Genomic DNA, 13,916 nt, shown 5'->3' with positions numbered 1-13,916 from the left:
GAGGGGGATGGCCGGGTGGTCCGGAGCGAGCGCCGTCACCAGATTCCTCGTACCCAGTGACGCACGCCCGGGCCTCGCGGGCCGGGCAGAAAGGCAGCGCCAGATGGCATTCGGAACCGCGGAAGACCCCGGGCTCTCCATCACCCCTCACATCGACTCGGTGGACTACCCGTCGACGCGGGAGGAGCTCGTGGAGTCCGCCGAGGATGGCGGGGCCCCCGTGAGCATCATCAACGTCCTCAAGTGCCTGCCGAGTACCGAGTACGCGTCGCGCGAGGCCGTGATGAGGGACTTGTCGGAGGCGTCGAGGCGCTCCGCCCGCGGCGGGCTGCCCGACGATGACGGTGTGCGGCGGGACAGGCGCAACATCGGGCGGGATTTGGTGGAGAACGCGCCCGACGGCAGCACGCGTCACCCGTGAGGCACGGGCCCTCGCGGTGAGGAAGCGCTCGCGGGCGCTGGCCGTTTCTGCCAGCGTTCGCGGGCGCATGCGTCCAGGTCTCCTGTTGAGCTGTCTCGTGTTGTCCCTGACGTCCGCTTGTCGGAAGCCGTCCCCGCTGCGGGTTCCCGTGCCCGAGGTGAAGCCCCGGGTGCGCGTGTCCTTCCTGCCCCCCGTCGACCGGGTCCTCACCGAGTCCCAGCGCGGCGCCCGCGTCGTCGAGCAGGGCGGCTCCGTGCTGCGCGAGGAGGCGGAGCTGACCACCGAATCCCGCTTCACGCCGAACGAGGGCGGCTGGTTGCTGACTCAGTCGGTGACGCACGCGAAGCAGTCGCGGGCCGGGGTGGAGGTGGAGGGCTGGGTGGACGATGTGCTCCTGCGCTTCGCGCTGCGACTCCAACTGGCGGCGGACGGCACGTTCGTGAAGCTGGTGTCTCCCGAGGCCGCGGCGGAGGCCGTGCGGCAGTCGGTGCCTTCGGGCGTGGACGCGAAGCCACTGGCGCGCTTCTTCGCGCCGGAGGCGCTGGAGGGGCGCACGCGGCGCGAGTGGGAGGCGAAGTTCGGCGGCCTGTTCCAGCGCCATCTGTCGGAGGGACAACGCACCTGGGCGGTGGACACGCTGCCGGCGGGCGACAAGCAGGTGGCCTATGTGCTGGAGCGCACGGTGCAGGGGACTCGGGACACGGAGTACGGTGACGCGGTGGTGCTGAGCCTGCGGTGCCTGGACGCGGTGCCGAGGGACGCGCCGGACGAGTTGACGGATGCGTGGGAAGAGGCGGGACGGCCGGAGCTGACGCCGGGCGTGACGTGCCAGGGTGAGCAGGTGATGGCGTATGGCCGCTTCGTGCCGGTGAGTCGCGAGCTCACGGTGAAGGCGCCAGTGGACGGGGCGGCGTGGACGGTGACGATGGAGTCGCGAGCACAAGGGCTTCAAGAGGAGGCGCGATGAGCTGGGAAGAGAACCTCATCAAGGACGAAGCGGGCGTGGAGCGCGTGGTGAAGAGCGCGCGGCGGGTGGCGGTGCTGGGGATGAAGACGGAACAGCACTCGGGTCAGCCCGCCTTCTACGTGCCGGACTATCTGGCGAGCGCGGGCGTGGAGGTGGTGCCCGTGCCCGTCTACTACCCGGACGTGACGCACATCCTCGGCAAGCCGGTGTTCCGCCGGGTGGCGGACGTGCCGGGCGAGGTGGACCTGGTGGATGTCTTCCGGCGGCCGCAGGACATCGACGCGCACGTGGACGACCTCATCGCCAAGAAGCCGAAGGCGGTGTGGTTCCAGTCCGGCATCCGCAACGACGCGGCGGCGGAGAAGCTGGCGCGCGCGGGCATCCAGGTGGTGCAGGACCGCTGCCTGATGGTGGACCACCGGCGCTACGGCGGAAGGTGAGCGCCCTCCCGCGAGGGTCCGCTCACCACTGCGCCTGGGCGAACGGCACGGGAGGCCGGGCCAGGGAGACGGCGGCGGACAGGCGCGCCTGGTCCAACGCGTCGAAGCCGCGCTCCATGGTGGTGGGCGTCACCGGGGGCAGGTTGGAGACGACGACGTAGACGGGGATGTTGCGCCCCTCCAGCACGGTGAGCTGGAGGCGGAAGTGGTCGCGTCGCAGCGCCGCCGAGCCCGCCGCGAGCCCCTGCGCGTACGCCATGGGGCCACCCACCACCTTGCGCGTCTTGCTGGGCAGGAAGTGCACGAGGATGGCGTCCAAGTCCTTCCCCACGCTGCTGTCGTGCAGCGACAGCGCGGGCGCCTTGTCCACCAGGCCGCCGTCCCAGTACAGGTTGCCCTCCAGCGGCACCGCGCGGAACAGGCCCGGGTACGCACAGGTGGCGTGGACGCGCGGGGCCAGCTCTCCCGAGGTGAACACCTCGTGGCTGCCCAGCGTGAGGTTCGCGCCGACGAGCAACAGCGGGTGCGGCAGGTCCTCGAACGTCCTGGCGCCCAGCGTGTCCTCAAGCAGCCTCCGGAAGCGCTCACCCTTGAGGAGCCCCGTCAGCCCATGGCCGCTGGCGTCCGCGTTCAGCACCGCGCCAATCGGGTCCGGGTCCCAGAAGTTGGCCCGCGTCTGGCGCAGCACCAGCTCCTCGATGGCGTGCACCGGCATCCCCGCCGCCGCGTAGGCCGCCACCATGCCGCCCGCGCTCGTCCCCGCGTACGCATGCGGCTTGAGCCCCGAACTCGTCAGCCCCTTGAGGAAGCCGGCGTGCCCGTAGAAGCCGAAGTAGCCCGCGGAGAGGACCAGGCCAAACCGCTTGCCTTCAAGGAGCTGGTGCAGGGAGGGAGAAGCCATGTCCCACATCTACCACTGTCCGCCATGAAGCACGCAGTGCGTCGAAAGTCCGCTGGCCACCAGTGAGACATCGACGTATGTTGATGCGGCGATATGGAAGCCCTGTCCCAATCCTTCCGGGCCCTCGGGGACCCGACGCGGCTGCGCATCCTCCGGTTGGTGGCGGAGGCTCCGCTGAACGTGACGGAGCTGGTGTCGCTGGTGGGCGTGGCGCAGTCGTCGGTGTCGCACCACCTGGGGAAGCTCAAGGGGCTGGGGCTCATCCGCGAGGAGCGACAGGCGGGCTTCAGCTACTACTCGCTGGCCTTGGAGGGGGATGACACGCGCTGGCCCCTCATCCGACTGGCGAGGGAGGCCGAGGACGCGGCGGGTGACTCGGCGCGGTTGATGGACCTGCTGCGCGCGCGGGCGGACCGGCAGGCGCTCAACGAGCGACTCCTGGAGCCGGGCCAGTCCTGGTTCCTGTGGGCCGGCGCGCTGGCGTCGCTGTTGCCGCCCCTGGACGTGGCGGACTTTGGCTGTGGCACGGGCGTCTTGAGCGTGGCCATCGCCCGGTGGGCGCGGCACGTGTGGGCCATCGACCAGAACGCCGTGGCGCTGGAGCAGGCGCGCGAGCGGGCCGCCAATGAGCACGCCGCCAACGTCACCTTCCTGTGCGAGGACCTTCAGCACCTGTCGCTGCAGTCGGGGCGGATGGACCTGGTGGTGATTTCGCAGAGCCTCCACCACGTGGAGGACCCCGCCTGTGTGCTGGCGGAGGCGGCGCGGCTGCTCAAGCCGGGCGGCCGGCTGGTGCTGCTGGAGTTGATGCCGCATGACGAGCGTTGGGTGGTGGAGCGGCTGGGCCACCGCCACCTGGGCTTCGAGCCGTCACAGCTGGAGACGGCGCTGCGCGAGCAGGGTTTCGCGTCGCTCACCCGCGAGGCGCATGCCCGCGAGGGTGCCAGCCCTTTTCGAGTCTTTCTGCTGACTGGAGTGAAGCCATCATGACGAGTCCCACTGCCCTTCCGCCCCCCTCTGGAGAGAACGGTCGTCGCGTGGAGGCCCTGCGCACCGCGATGCGTGAGCGCGTGTTGGTGCTCGACGGCGCCATGGGCACGCTGCTGCAGCAACTGGACCTCAAGGCCGCGGACTTTGGCGGCGCCGAGTTCGAGGGCTGCAACGAGAACCTGGTCCTCACCCGGCCGGAAATCATCCGGGACATCCACGCGCGCTACTTCGCGGCGGGCGCGGACGTGACGGAGACCGACAGCTTCGGCGGCACGCCGGTGGTGCTCAACGAGTTCGGCCTGGGGCACAAGGCGCTCGAAATCAACGCGGCCTCCGCGCGACTGGCGCGTGAAGCCGCCGCCGAGGCCGAGGCGAAGGACGGGCGCATGCGCTGGGTGGCGGGCTCGGTGGGCCCCACCACCAAGGCCATCAGCGTCACGGGCGGCATCACCTTCGAGGAGCTGGTGGAGAACTTCGCCGTGCAGGCCGAGGGTCTCGCGCTCGGCGGCTCCGACTATCTCCTGGTGGAGACGGCGCAGGACACGCGCAACGTGAAGGCGGCGCTCCTGGGCATCGACCGCGCGTTCCGCAAGCTGGGCTACTCGCTGCCGGTGGCGGTGTCCGGCACGATTGAACCCATGGGCACCATGCTCGCGGGCCAGAGCGTGGAGAGCCTGGCCACGTCGCTGGAGCACGTGGAGTTGCTGTACCTGGGGCTCAACTGCGCCACGGGTCCGGACTTCATGACGGACCACCTGCGCTCGCTGGCGGCGCTGAGCCCGTTCCCGGTGTCGTGCGTGCCCAACGCGGGCCTGCCGGACGAGAACGGAAACTACCTGGAGACGCCGGAGATGCTCGCGCGTTCGCTCACGCGCTTCTGCGAGCAGGGCTGGCTCAACGTGGTGGGTGGTTGTTGCGGCACGCAGGAGGGCCACATCCGCGCGTTGTCCCAGGCGGTGAAGGGCCTGAAGCCGCGCGCGTCCACGCCCAAGCCCCGCTCCACGTTGTCTGGCGTGGACTACCTGGAAGTGACGGACGAGATGCGGCCGGTCATCGTCGGCGAGCGCACCAACGTCATCGGCAGCAAGAAGTTCAAGGAGCTCATCGTCGCGGGGCAGTTGGAGGACGCGTCGGAGATTGCCCGCGCGCAGGTGAAGCGGGGCGCGCAGATCATCGACATCTGCCTGGCCAACCCGGACCGGGAAGAGCTGGAGGACATGCGCGAGTTCCTGGAGGTGGTCATCAAGAAGGTGCGTGTGCCCTTGATGATTGACTCCACCGACGAGCGCGTCATCGAGATGGCCCTGACGTACAGCCAGGGCAAGGCCATCATCAACTCCGTCAACCTGGAGGACGGAGAGGAGCGCTTCGAGAAGGTGGTGCCGCTGGCGCGTCGCTTCGGCGCGGCGCTGGTGGTGGGCTGCATCGACGAGATTGGCATGGCCGTGACGCGCCAGCGCAAGCTGGAGGTCGCGGAGCGCTCGTTCGAGCTCTTGACGAAGAAGTACGGCATGAAGGCGGAGGACCTGTACTTCGACCCGCTCGTCTTCCCGTGCGCCTCCGGTGACGCGCAGTACACGGGCAGCGGCGTGGAGACGGTGGAGGGCGTGCGGCTCATCAAGCAGCGCTTCCCGCAGTGCCGCTCCGTGCTGGGCATCTCCAACGTGTCTTTCGGTCTGCCGACGGCGGGCCGCGAGGTGCTCAACTCCGTCTTCTTGTACCACTGCGTCCAGGCGGGCCTGGACATGGCGCTGGTCAACTCCGAGAAGCTGGAGCGCTACGCGTCGCTGCCCGAGGAAGAGCGGAAGCTGGCGGAGGACCTGCTCTACAACCGGGGCACGGACCCGGTGACGCCGTTCGCCGCGCACTTCCGCGAGCGCAAGCCGCCCAAGGCGCAGGTGAGCACGCTGCCGCTGGAGGAGCGGCTCCAGCGCTACATCATCGAGGGTTCGCGCGACGGCCTCTTCGCGGACCTGGAAGCGGCGATGGCGAAGTACGCGCCGCTGGACATCATCAACGGGCCGTTGATGAAGGGCATGGACGAGGTGGGCCGGCTCTTCGCCGCCAACGAGCTGATTGTCGCGGAGGTGCTCCAGAGCGCCGAGTCGATGAAGGCGGCGGTGACCTTCCTGGAGCCGCACATGAGCGCCGCCCAGGCGGCGATGCGCGGCAAGATTGTCCTGGCCACGGTGAAGGGTGACGTGCACGACATCGGGAAGAACCTGGTGGAAATCATCCTGGCCAACAACGGCTTCCAGGTCGTGAACCTGGGCATCAAGGTTCCGCCCGAGCAGCTGGTGCAGGCGGTGCGCGAGCACAAGCCGGACATCGTCGGCCTGTCGGGGCTGCTGGTGAAGAGCGCGCACCAGATGGTGGCCACGGCGGAGGACTTGAAGCGCGCGGGTGTGAGCGTGCCGATTCTGGTGGGCGGCGCGGCGCTCAGCCGCAACTTCGTGGACCGCAACATCGCTCCGGCGTACGGCGGCGGCACGGTGGCCTACGCGCAGGACGCGATGAGCGGTCTGGACCTGGCGAAGCAGATTGTGGACCCGTCCTCGCACGAGAAGCTGCGCGGAGAGCTGTCCGAGCGGCGCGTGAAGCTGGCGCAAGAGGTGAAGGAGCGTCCTCGCGTGGAGGCTCAGACGTCGCGTGCGCGCAGCGCGGAGATTCGCATCCTGGACACGGTGCCCTCGGCGCCGGACTGGGAGCGGCACGTGCTGACGAACACGCCGCTGGACCACATCTGGAAGTTCATCAACCCGGTCATGCTGTACGGCCGGCACCTGGGCCTGCGCACGTCGTCGCGCGCGTTGGGGACTCCGGCGGAAGCGGAGCTGGCGAAGACGGAGGAGGGGCGCAAGGCGCTGGCGCTGAAGGAGGCGGTGGAAGAACTCAAGGGCATGCTGCGCGGCGGGTTGATGCAGGCGCGCGCGGTGTTCCAGTTCTACAAGGCGGGCAGCGACGGCAACCGGGTGGTGCTCTTCGACGGGAGCACCGGCAAGGAGGCGGCGTCGTTCGACTTCCCCCGGCAGGACCGCGAGGGAGGGCTGTGCCTGGCCGACTACCTGCGCCCGCTGGAGCGCGGCGTGCCCACGGACAACGTGGCGATGTTCGTGGTGACGGCGGGCTCTGGCATCCGCGAGCTGTCCGAGGGCATGAAGGCCAAGGGCGAGTTCCTGAAGATGCACGCGGTGCAGGCGCTCGCGCTGGAGACGGCCGAAGGCTACGCGGAGCTGTTGCATACGCAGCTGCGCAGCATGTGGGGCACGCCGGACAAGCCGGACATGACGATGCTGGAGCGCTTCCGCGCGGAGTACGCGGGCAAGCGCTACTCATTCGGCTACCCCGCGTGTCCTCGGTTGGAAGACCAGTCGAAGCTCTTCACCGCGCTGCGACCGGAGGACATCGGCGTGCAGCTTACCGACGGCTGCATGATGGAGCCGGAGGCCTCCGTGTCCGCCCTCGTCTTCCACCATCAGCAGGCGTCGTACTTCTCCGTGACGTGAGCGGAAGGTGCCGTGCCGCCAGGGCGGTGGTCAGCACCGCCCGCTGGCGTTGGACGCCCCGTGAGTCGAGCGGAAGTGGCTTGAGGCCCGGGCGGTCCGTCAGAAGCGGCCGCCCAGGCTGAGCCCGGCGCTGAAGAGGTCGCCGTCATCATCGGCGCCGGGGGCGAAGTCTCCGCCACCGGCGAATACGCGATAGGTGGCGCGTGCGCCCGCCGTCACGCCGTTGTAGCGGTACTCGACTCCGGCGGTGAGCGGCACCTCGGCCAGGAAGGTGTCGTCGAACTGGCGCGCGTTGGCCTCGGAGGTCGCGTCCAGGTAGCTGACGCCCACGCCCGCGCCGAGGAAGGGCTTCCAGTTCTCCCGGATGGTGGGGCCCACCTTGGCCAGCGCTCCCAGGTTGTGGCGCCACAGTGTCGCGTTGTCGATGTCCGCGAAGCCGTTGGCGGAGCCCTCGTAGCCCAGCTCCAGGCCCACCGCGGGCAACAGCTGCGCATCCGCCTGGAGCCCCAGGAACGTGCCCACATCCGTCTCCGTGCCCAAGTCACCGGTGTACGCCGTGACACCGCCTCGGACGGTGAGGCCGGGAGCGCCGAAGAACGGGGCCGGCTGCTGCTGTTTACGCACCTGGGGGTCCTTCGCGAGGGAGGGGGCAGCCCATCCCAAGGTCGCCAGCAGCACGCCTGCTCGCCAGATTGGAAGCACCATGTCGGATTCCTCCTCCTTGGGACGCCCCAGGGGGCCCCTGGCAAGGATGAGGTCGTCCCGTTCAGAGAAGGCCCGGCGCTCGGGGAAGCCCGAGGTGCCCCGCTGGCGGAGGGAGCGGGTAGACTCGCCGGCCATGAGCGCGCCCAACATCCGCCGAGCCGTCCAGTTGCTGCCCGCCTGTGCCACGACGGGGATTGGAAGCCTGCCCCATACGCAGGTGGAGCTGGGGCTCCAGGTCGCCCTGTCGATGGACATCCCGTTCCTCCCGCAGCTTCCGGTGGGCAAGCCCTCGGAGCTGATGATTCCGGCGGCGCTCGAGGGGTTGCCGGGCCTGCGCTTCGACGAGGAGGGCCTGTGCACGGTGGACCTGAAGGCCTGGGAGGAGGGGCGCGGCGAGTTCGAGGCCAAGCTGGACGCGGCCCTCGCGGCGGGGACGCTGGAGGCGTACGAGCCCACCCCCGAGGCGTGCCGTGCGTGGCGTCCCTTCTTGTGGGAAGTGGAGCATCGCAAGCTGGCGTTCGCGAAGGCGCAGCTCGCGGGGCCGTTCACGGTGCGCTCGGTGGCGCGCACGGACTCGGGCCTGTCCGCGCTGGAGGTACCCGGGTTGGACCAGGTGATTTTCCGACTGGTGCTGGCGCGCTCGCTGGCGATGGTGAAGGCGCTGCGACGCGCGGGCACCACGCCGCTGTTCTTCCTGGATGAGCCGGGGCTCTATGCCTTCCAGCGCGTCCAGCCGCGTCACCTGCTGGCGCTCCAGGAGTTGAGGCTCTTGGTGGTGGCGCTCCAGCGTGAAGGCGCGCTGGTGGGGCTGCACTGCTGTGGCAACACGGACTGGGCCGCGCTGCTGGACGTGCAGCCGGACCTGTTGTCGCTGGATGTGCGGCTGTCGCTGGATGCGATGTTGGAGGAGGGTGACGCGCTGGAGCGCTATCTGAACTCGGGCGCGACGCTGAGCCTGGGCATCATTCCCACGGACCTGGCGTCGACGTACGAGGTGACGGAGCTGGCGGATTCGGTGGAGGCCTCGCTGAAGGCCGCATTGCCGCGCGGCTTCACGTTCCCTCGGGCCGTGTCGACGGTGCTGCTGACGCCCGCGTGCGGACTGGCCATGCGCTCGGTGGTGGATGCGGAGCGCGTCCTCTCCGAGTTGAAGGTGGCCCAGCGGAGGCTGCGTGGAGCGCTCGAAGCCGAGCGCCCCGTGCTGCACTCGCCGCCTCCGCACTGAGCAAGGCGGCACGGTGGAGGTCGCGTGGAGCGCTCGAAGCCGAGCGCCCCGTGTTGCACTTGCCGCCTCCCTACGGAGCAAGGCGGCACGGTGGAGGTCGCGTGGAGCGCTCGAAGCTGCGCGCCCCGTGTTGCACTCGCCGCCTCCTCACCGAGCAAGACGGCCACGGAGGCCGTCCGCGCTCCGGTGTCGGACGCTCCACGCCGGAAGGCGCGGAGCGAGGCGTGTCTACTGGCGGCCGAGCCTCAGCTCTCGTTCGGCCTGCTGCCAGTCCTGCTCGTGACTTCCGTGGTTGCCGCCTCGCGCCAGATAGATTTCGTAGGCGCGCCGGGCAATCTGCTCATGAGGAATGGGGCCGCGTGAGGCCTTGGACCCGTTGGCGTGTTCCGTGGGCTGCGTCGCCGTATGCGGGGTCGACTTTTGTGTGTTGTTGCGAGCCATCGAGGCGCCTCCGGGAAAGGGCGCGCGAAGCTTGAGTCTCGAGAGGTGCACGCGAAAGCGACCTGATGCGTTGGGGGTTGGCGACGCAACATGCCGAGTGACGCCGTGTCGCGCGGTGGACAGCGCGGGCGCGTGACGCGGATTTGACGTGACTCGCGAGCCAGAGCGAGCAGGCACGGCCCTACTTCAGCGCGGTCATCGCTGCTTCGAGCGCGCGCTGCATCGCGGTGCTCATGCCGAGGGTCGCCGCTTCAGACGGTGTGCACCAGCGCAGCTCCTGGAAGGCCGCCGAGCGGGTGGGGCGCAGCGGCCCCGATATGCGGTAGAGGCGCAGTGTGAGGTCGCGATGGGTGAGCTGCCGCTTCACCGTGCCCAGCATGGCCTCCAGCTTTACGCCCGCGCCCAGCGCTCCAGTGAGGCGGAGTGTGGTTTCTGCTTCGGTGGCGTCCTCATCCACCTCGGCGGCGGGGAGTTCCCACAGGCCCCCGAAGAGGCCGGAGTCCGCGCGGCGAGCGAACAACAGGGTGTCCGCGTGGGCCCACACGGCGAGGGCCAGCGTCAGCTTCTTTGGCGCGGCGCGCACCTTGGCGGGTGGCAGCTCGTCCACGCGGCCCTTGCGGAAGGCGACGCAGCCGGTGCGCACCGGGCACAACAGACACAGCGGGTTCTCCGGGCGGCACGTCGTGGCTCCGTGCTCCATGAGCGCCTGGTTGAAGTCGCCGGGCCGCTCGCCCTTCACCAGCAGGGTGGCGAGTTCCCAGAGCGTGGCCTCTCGCTCGCGGTCACCGGGGAGACCTTCCACTTCGAAGAGTCGGGACAGCACGCGCGCGACGTTGCCATCGACGAGCGGAGCCTGTTCTCCGAAGGCGATGGAGGCCACCGCGCCGGAGGTGTAGCGGCCGAAGCCAGGGAGCGAGAGCAGCTCCGCCGCGGTCGAGGGCAGCTTGCCGCCGAAGCGCGACACCACTTCCTGCGCGGCGCGGTGCAGGTTGCGCGCGCGGGAGTAGTAGCCCAGGCCCTTCCATCCGGAGAGCACGTCATCCAGCGGAGCGGCGGCCAGGGCGAGCACCGTGGGGAATCGCGCGAGGAAGCGCTCCCAGTAGGGAATCACGGTGGCCACCTGCGTCTGCTGAAGCATGACCTCGCTCAGCCAGATGGCATACGGGTCCTTCGTGCGGCGCCAGGGCAGGTCGCGCTTGTTCCGGTCGTACCAGTCCAACAGCGGTGTCCGGACCGAGGCGAGGTGCGCGGCGCTCGGAGTCACCGTGGGAACACGGGCCGACACGACGGTACGCGGTGGACGACCGCGCTTCGCGCGAGGAGGCTCCACGGGTGTGGCCTCATGGGTCATCGCGGCAACGGGGACTGAAGACTGTGCGGGCACGGCTTCAGGCTTGCGCGGCGGACGACCTCGACGCGGACGGACGACGTTCCGGTCCTGCTCCGTCGTGGGTTCGGCCGGGGGCGCCGCACCCGAGTCCAGCATTCCGAGCTGCGTCTGGGTGTCCGGTGTTGCGGCGCGCTTCGTGGGGCGACTGCGGGGACTCATGCGTCTTTCTTCACGGGGTTGGCCATGCGGTGGGCAACACGGTCGAACAGGCCGGGGACGAATCGGTTGGCCAGTACCATGACGCGTCCGGGGAGGGTGAGGATGGTGTCACGCCGTCCTCGCACGCTCGCGCGCACCATCGATTGGGCGACTTCCTCCGACGACATGGCCTTCAACGGAACGGCTTCCTGCGCCCAGCCCTCCGCGTTCAGCCGGTGCTCGCGGAACTCGCTCTCGGTAAAGCCCGGAGACACGAGCAGCACGCGGATGCCCTCCGTCGCCAGCTCCGTGCGCAGCGACTCCGTCATCGCGTTCACCGCGGCCTTCGACGCGCAGTACCCACCCAGCAACGGCAACCCGCGATGTCCCAGCACGGAGCTGACATTCACCACCTGGGCTCCGCGCCGTCCGCGCAGCAGTGGCAGCGCGGCGCGAGTCACCCGCCACAGCGCGAACACGTTCAGCTCGAAGACCTGCCGAAGCTGCTCCTCGCTGATGGACGCCAGGGGGCCGTACAAGCCCTGGCCCGCGTTGTTCACCAGCACGTCCAGCCCACCGAAGGCGGCCTGTGTCTCGCGCATGAGGTGCTCCACGTCCTCGCTGCGCGTCACGTCGCACCGCACGGACAGTGCCCTGACGCCGAGTGACTCCACTTCACGGGCCACATCCTCCAGTCGCTCCAGGCGCCGGGCGGCGAGCACGACATGCGCCCCCGCCGCCGCGTACGCCCGAGCCGCCGCGCGGCCGATGCCGCTGGACGCTCCTGTGATGAGGACGACTCGCTCCTTGAAGGGTTGGCTCTTCATGGTGGCGGGGACCATACTCTCAGGGTTGCGCACCCGGACTGTCATTCAACCCGCTCCGGGGGCTCGTTTCCCTGCCTGTTCCCCTTCTGGCGGAGCGAGCGAACGCCTAGGATGCGCCGCTTCCATGCGGCGCCCCCCTCTCAGCAACGACTTCTCCTGGTCCAAGAGCCGCCACGAGAAGTTCTCCGAATGCCTGCGCTCCTACTACTTCTACTACTACCGCTCGTGGGGCGGGTGGGAGGCGGACGCGCCGAAGGACGTGCGAGAGCTGTACGTGCTCAAGAAGCTGGCCAACCGCTTCAGTTGGGCGGGCAGCATCGTGCACGAGCAGATCAAGGACGTGCTCCTGGACTGGCGCGCGGGGCGCACTGTCGACCCGGCCGCGGTGGAGGCCCGGGCTCGCAAGGTGATGCAGGACGACTTCCGGCACTCGCGCGGGAAGCTCTACTGGTCGCAGAAGTACCGCAAGCCGTTCACCGGGCTCGTCGAGCACGAGTACGGCGACGTGCTGCCGGACGAGGCCTGGAAGCAGAACTGGGAGACGGTGCGCGCGGCGCTGGCGTGGTTCTTCACGTCGCGCTGGCCCGTCATCGCCAAGAGCCTCAAGCCCGAGCAGTGGTTGGAGGTCGACGCGGGCTTCGACTTCGCCCACTTCACGCTGAACGGGCTGAAGGTGTTCGCCATCCCCGACTTCGCCTTCGTGGACGCCGACGGCACGCCCGTCGTGGTGGACTGGAAGACGGGCAAGTCTCGCGATGGCTATGACGAGCAGGTGCTCGGCTACGCGCTCTACGTGTCGCAGCGCTACCGCTTCCCGGTGGAGAAGGTGCGCGCTTCGCTGGTGTACCTCAACGAAGGCAAGGAGCAGGACGTCCAGGTGGACCTGGGCGCCATGGCGTCCTTCCACCAGCACTTCGAGACGAGCGTGGCGAAGATGCGCTCGCTCTTGAAGGACCCCGCGACGAACACGCCGCTGGACGCGTCCGCCTTTCCGACCTCGGAGTCCCTGTCTCCTTGTGTGCGCTGCGTCTTCCGTCGTCCCTGCGGGCGAGAAGCCGCCGTGACGGCGCAGCAGTCCTCGTCCCAGCAGGTGGCGTGAGGCGTCAGCGGGTGGAGGCGAGCCGGCGCACGACGACGCCGGCCGCGTTCATCCCGAAGCACGACGTGACGAAGGACACGCTTCCGTCAATCTGCGTGCGGTGGTCGCACGTGTGGAAGTCGTTGTCGTTCGGGCACACGCAGAGGAAGCCGTCCGTGGAGTCGTCGTAGTTGAGGGCCACGGGCATGCGCCGCGCTTCGATGGAGTAGACGGCGGTGATGCCGGTGTGCCGGTCCGTCTCCACGCCGTACTTGCGCTTGAGCAGCTTGCGGATGTCCTTGGCGAACGGGTCCATGTGCGTCTCGGACAGGTCCTCCACGCGGATGGCGGTGGGGTCCAGTCGCGCGGCGGCGCCCATGGAGCTGACCACGGGAATGCCCAGCGACACGCAGCGGTGCAGGAGGTGCAGCTTCGCCTTCACGTTGTCGATGGCGTCGACGACGAAGTCGTACTGGCCGGCCTGGAGCATCTGCTCCGCGATTTCCTCGCGGTAGAACTCGCGCACGGCTTCGACCTTCGCCTCCGGGTTGATCTCCCGGCAGCGCTGCGCCATCAGGTCCGCCTTCGGCTTGCCCACGGCCTTCACCGTCGCGTGGAGTTGGCGGTTGGTGTTGGTGACGCACACGTCATCGTGGTCCACCAGCGTGAGGTGGCCAATGCCACTGCGCACCAGTCCCTCGGCTGCGTAGCTGCCCACGCCGCCCAGGCCGAACACCACGACGCGTGCGTTGGCCAGCCGCTCCATCGCCGTGTCGCCCAGCAGTCGGCCCGTGCGGTCGAAGCGCCGGGACAGCTTGAAGGGCCTGGCGAGCGAGCCCGTGGCCGCATTCGGCGTGGCCGTCGTGGCGGCGGGCGGGGTCTCAGGC

13 protein-coding genes are annotated in these 13,916 nt (G+C 69.3%); 7 read left to right on the top strand and 6 right to left on the bottom strand.

What is annotated here, in order from left to right; all coding sequences use genetic code 11:
- Nucleotides 1-103 precede the first annotated feature (103 nt).
- From HR086_RS36960 to HR086_RS36950, 3 genes are all read left to right on the top strand, one after another.
- Nucleotides 104-421, top strand: a complete 318-nt coding sequence (locus HR086_RS36960) for a DUF2795 domain-containing protein (RefSeq protein ID WP_141648115.1) — start codon at nt 104-106, stop codon at nt 419-421.
- A 67-nt stretch (nt 422-488) separates the two neighbouring features.
- Nucleotides 489-1,388, top strand: coding sequence for a hypothetical protein (locus HR086_RS36955; protein WP_174467984.1), 900 nt, complete (start codon nt 489-491; stop codon nt 1,386-1,388).
- The gene (locus HR086_RS36950) at nt 1,385-1,828 is read left to right on the top strand and encodes a CoA-binding protein (protein ID WP_141648117.1); all 444 of its coding nucleotides are present in this window, start codon (nt 1,385-1,387) and stop codon (nt 1,826-1,828) included. Before HR086_RS36955 ends, HR086_RS36950 begins: the two co-directional genes overlap by 4 nt.
- 22 nt (nt 1,829-1,850) lie before the next feature.
- Here HR086_RS36950 and HR086_RS36945 read toward each other — a convergent pair whose 3' ends face one another.
- On the bottom strand, nt 1,851-2,738 hold the full coding sequence (locus tag HR086_RS36945) for a patatin-like phospholipase family protein (RefSeq protein ID WP_373564403.1): 888 nt from the start codon (nt 2,736-2,738) through the stop codon (nt 1,851-1,853).
- An 84-nt stretch (nt 2,739-2,822) separates the two neighbouring features.
- Between HR086_RS36945 and HR086_RS36940 the strand changes: the two genes are divergently transcribed.
- Nucleotides 2,823-3,719 (top strand): metalloregulator ArsR/SmtB family transcription factor, encoded by an 897-nt coding sequence (locus HR086_RS36940; RefSeq protein ID WP_174467982.1) that lies wholly within the window; start codon nt 2,823-2,825, stop codon nt 3,717-3,719.
- Nucleotides 3,716-7,225 carry a methionine synthase gene (gene metH / locus HR086_RS36935; RefSeq protein WP_174464185.1) on the top strand — a complete coding sequence of 1,170 codons (3,510 nt, stop codon included), beginning with the start codon at nt 3,716-3,718 and terminating at the stop codon, nt 7,223-7,225. The genes HR086_RS36940 and metH overlap by 4 nt, the downstream gene beginning before the upstream one ends.
- Nucleotides 7,226-7,324: 99 nt before the next feature.
- Here the strand turns inward: metH and HR086_RS36930 are convergent, their stop codons facing one another.
- Nucleotides 7,325-7,930 carry an outer membrane beta-barrel protein gene (locus HR086_RS36930; protein ID WP_174467981.1) on the bottom strand — a complete coding sequence of 202 codons (606 nt, stop codon included), beginning with the start codon at nt 7,928-7,930 and terminating at the stop codon, nt 7,325-7,327.
- A 133-nt stretch (nt 7,931-8,063) separates the two neighbouring features.
- Between HR086_RS36930 and HR086_RS36925 the strand changes: the two genes are divergently transcribed.
- Complete coding sequence (locus tag HR086_RS36925) at nt 8,064-9,155, top strand: hypothetical protein (RefSeq protein WP_141648122.1); 1,092 nt, start codon at nt 8,064-8,066, stop codon at nt 9,153-9,155.
- A 228-nt stretch (nt 9,156-9,383) separates the two neighbouring features.
- On the opposite strand, the gene HR086_RS36920 is transcribed toward HR086_RS36925, so the two are convergent.
- The 3 genes from HR086_RS36920 to HR086_RS36910 all read right to left on the bottom strand — a co-directional run bounded on the left by HR086_RS36920 (nt 9,384) and on the right by HR086_RS36910 (nt 11,966).
- Nucleotides 9,384-9,596 (bottom strand): DUF2934 domain-containing protein, encoded by a 213-nt coding sequence (locus HR086_RS36920; protein WP_141648123.1) that lies wholly within the window; start codon nt 9,594-9,596, stop codon nt 9,384-9,386.
- A gap of 181 nt (nt 9,597-9,777) precedes the next feature.
- A complete protein-coding gene (gene mutY / locus HR086_RS36915; RefSeq protein WP_217442088.1) occupies nt 9,778-10,947 on the bottom strand; it encodes an A/G-specific adenine glycosylase in 1,170 nt (389 codons plus the stop codon).
- 194 nt (nt 10,948-11,141) lie between these two features.
- On the bottom strand, nt 11,142-11,966 hold the full coding sequence (locus tag HR086_RS36910; protein ID WP_174467980.1) for an SDR family oxidoreductase: 825 nt from the start codon (nt 11,964-11,966) through the stop codon (nt 11,142-11,144).
- A 109-nt stretch (nt 11,967-12,075) separates the two neighbouring features.
- Here HR086_RS36910 and HR086_RS36905 point away from each other — a divergent pair, with 109 nt between their 5' ends.
- Entirely contained in the window at nt 12,076-13,050 is a 975-nt protein-coding gene (locus HR086_RS36905) for a PD-(D/E)XK nuclease family protein (protein ID WP_141648125.1), read from the top strand.
- 4 nt (nt 13,051-13,054) lie between these two features.
- On the opposite strand, the gene HR086_RS36900 is transcribed toward HR086_RS36905, so the two are convergent.
- Nucleotides 13,055-13,916: ThiF family adenylyltransferase (locus HR086_RS36900; protein WP_254626607.1), on the bottom strand; the 862-nt coding region annotated here is incomplete at its 5' end.

This window comes from Myxococcus sp. CA039A (assembly GCF_013336645.1).
Classification (GTDB): domain Bacteria; phylum Myxococcota; class Myxococcia; order Myxococcales; family Myxococcaceae; genus Myxococcus; species Myxococcus llanfairpwllgwyngyllgogerychwyrndrobwllllantysiliogogogochensis.
The sequence above is the reverse complement of the archived record's forward strand: the minus strand, read 5'-3'. Positions and strand labels throughout refer to the sequence as shown.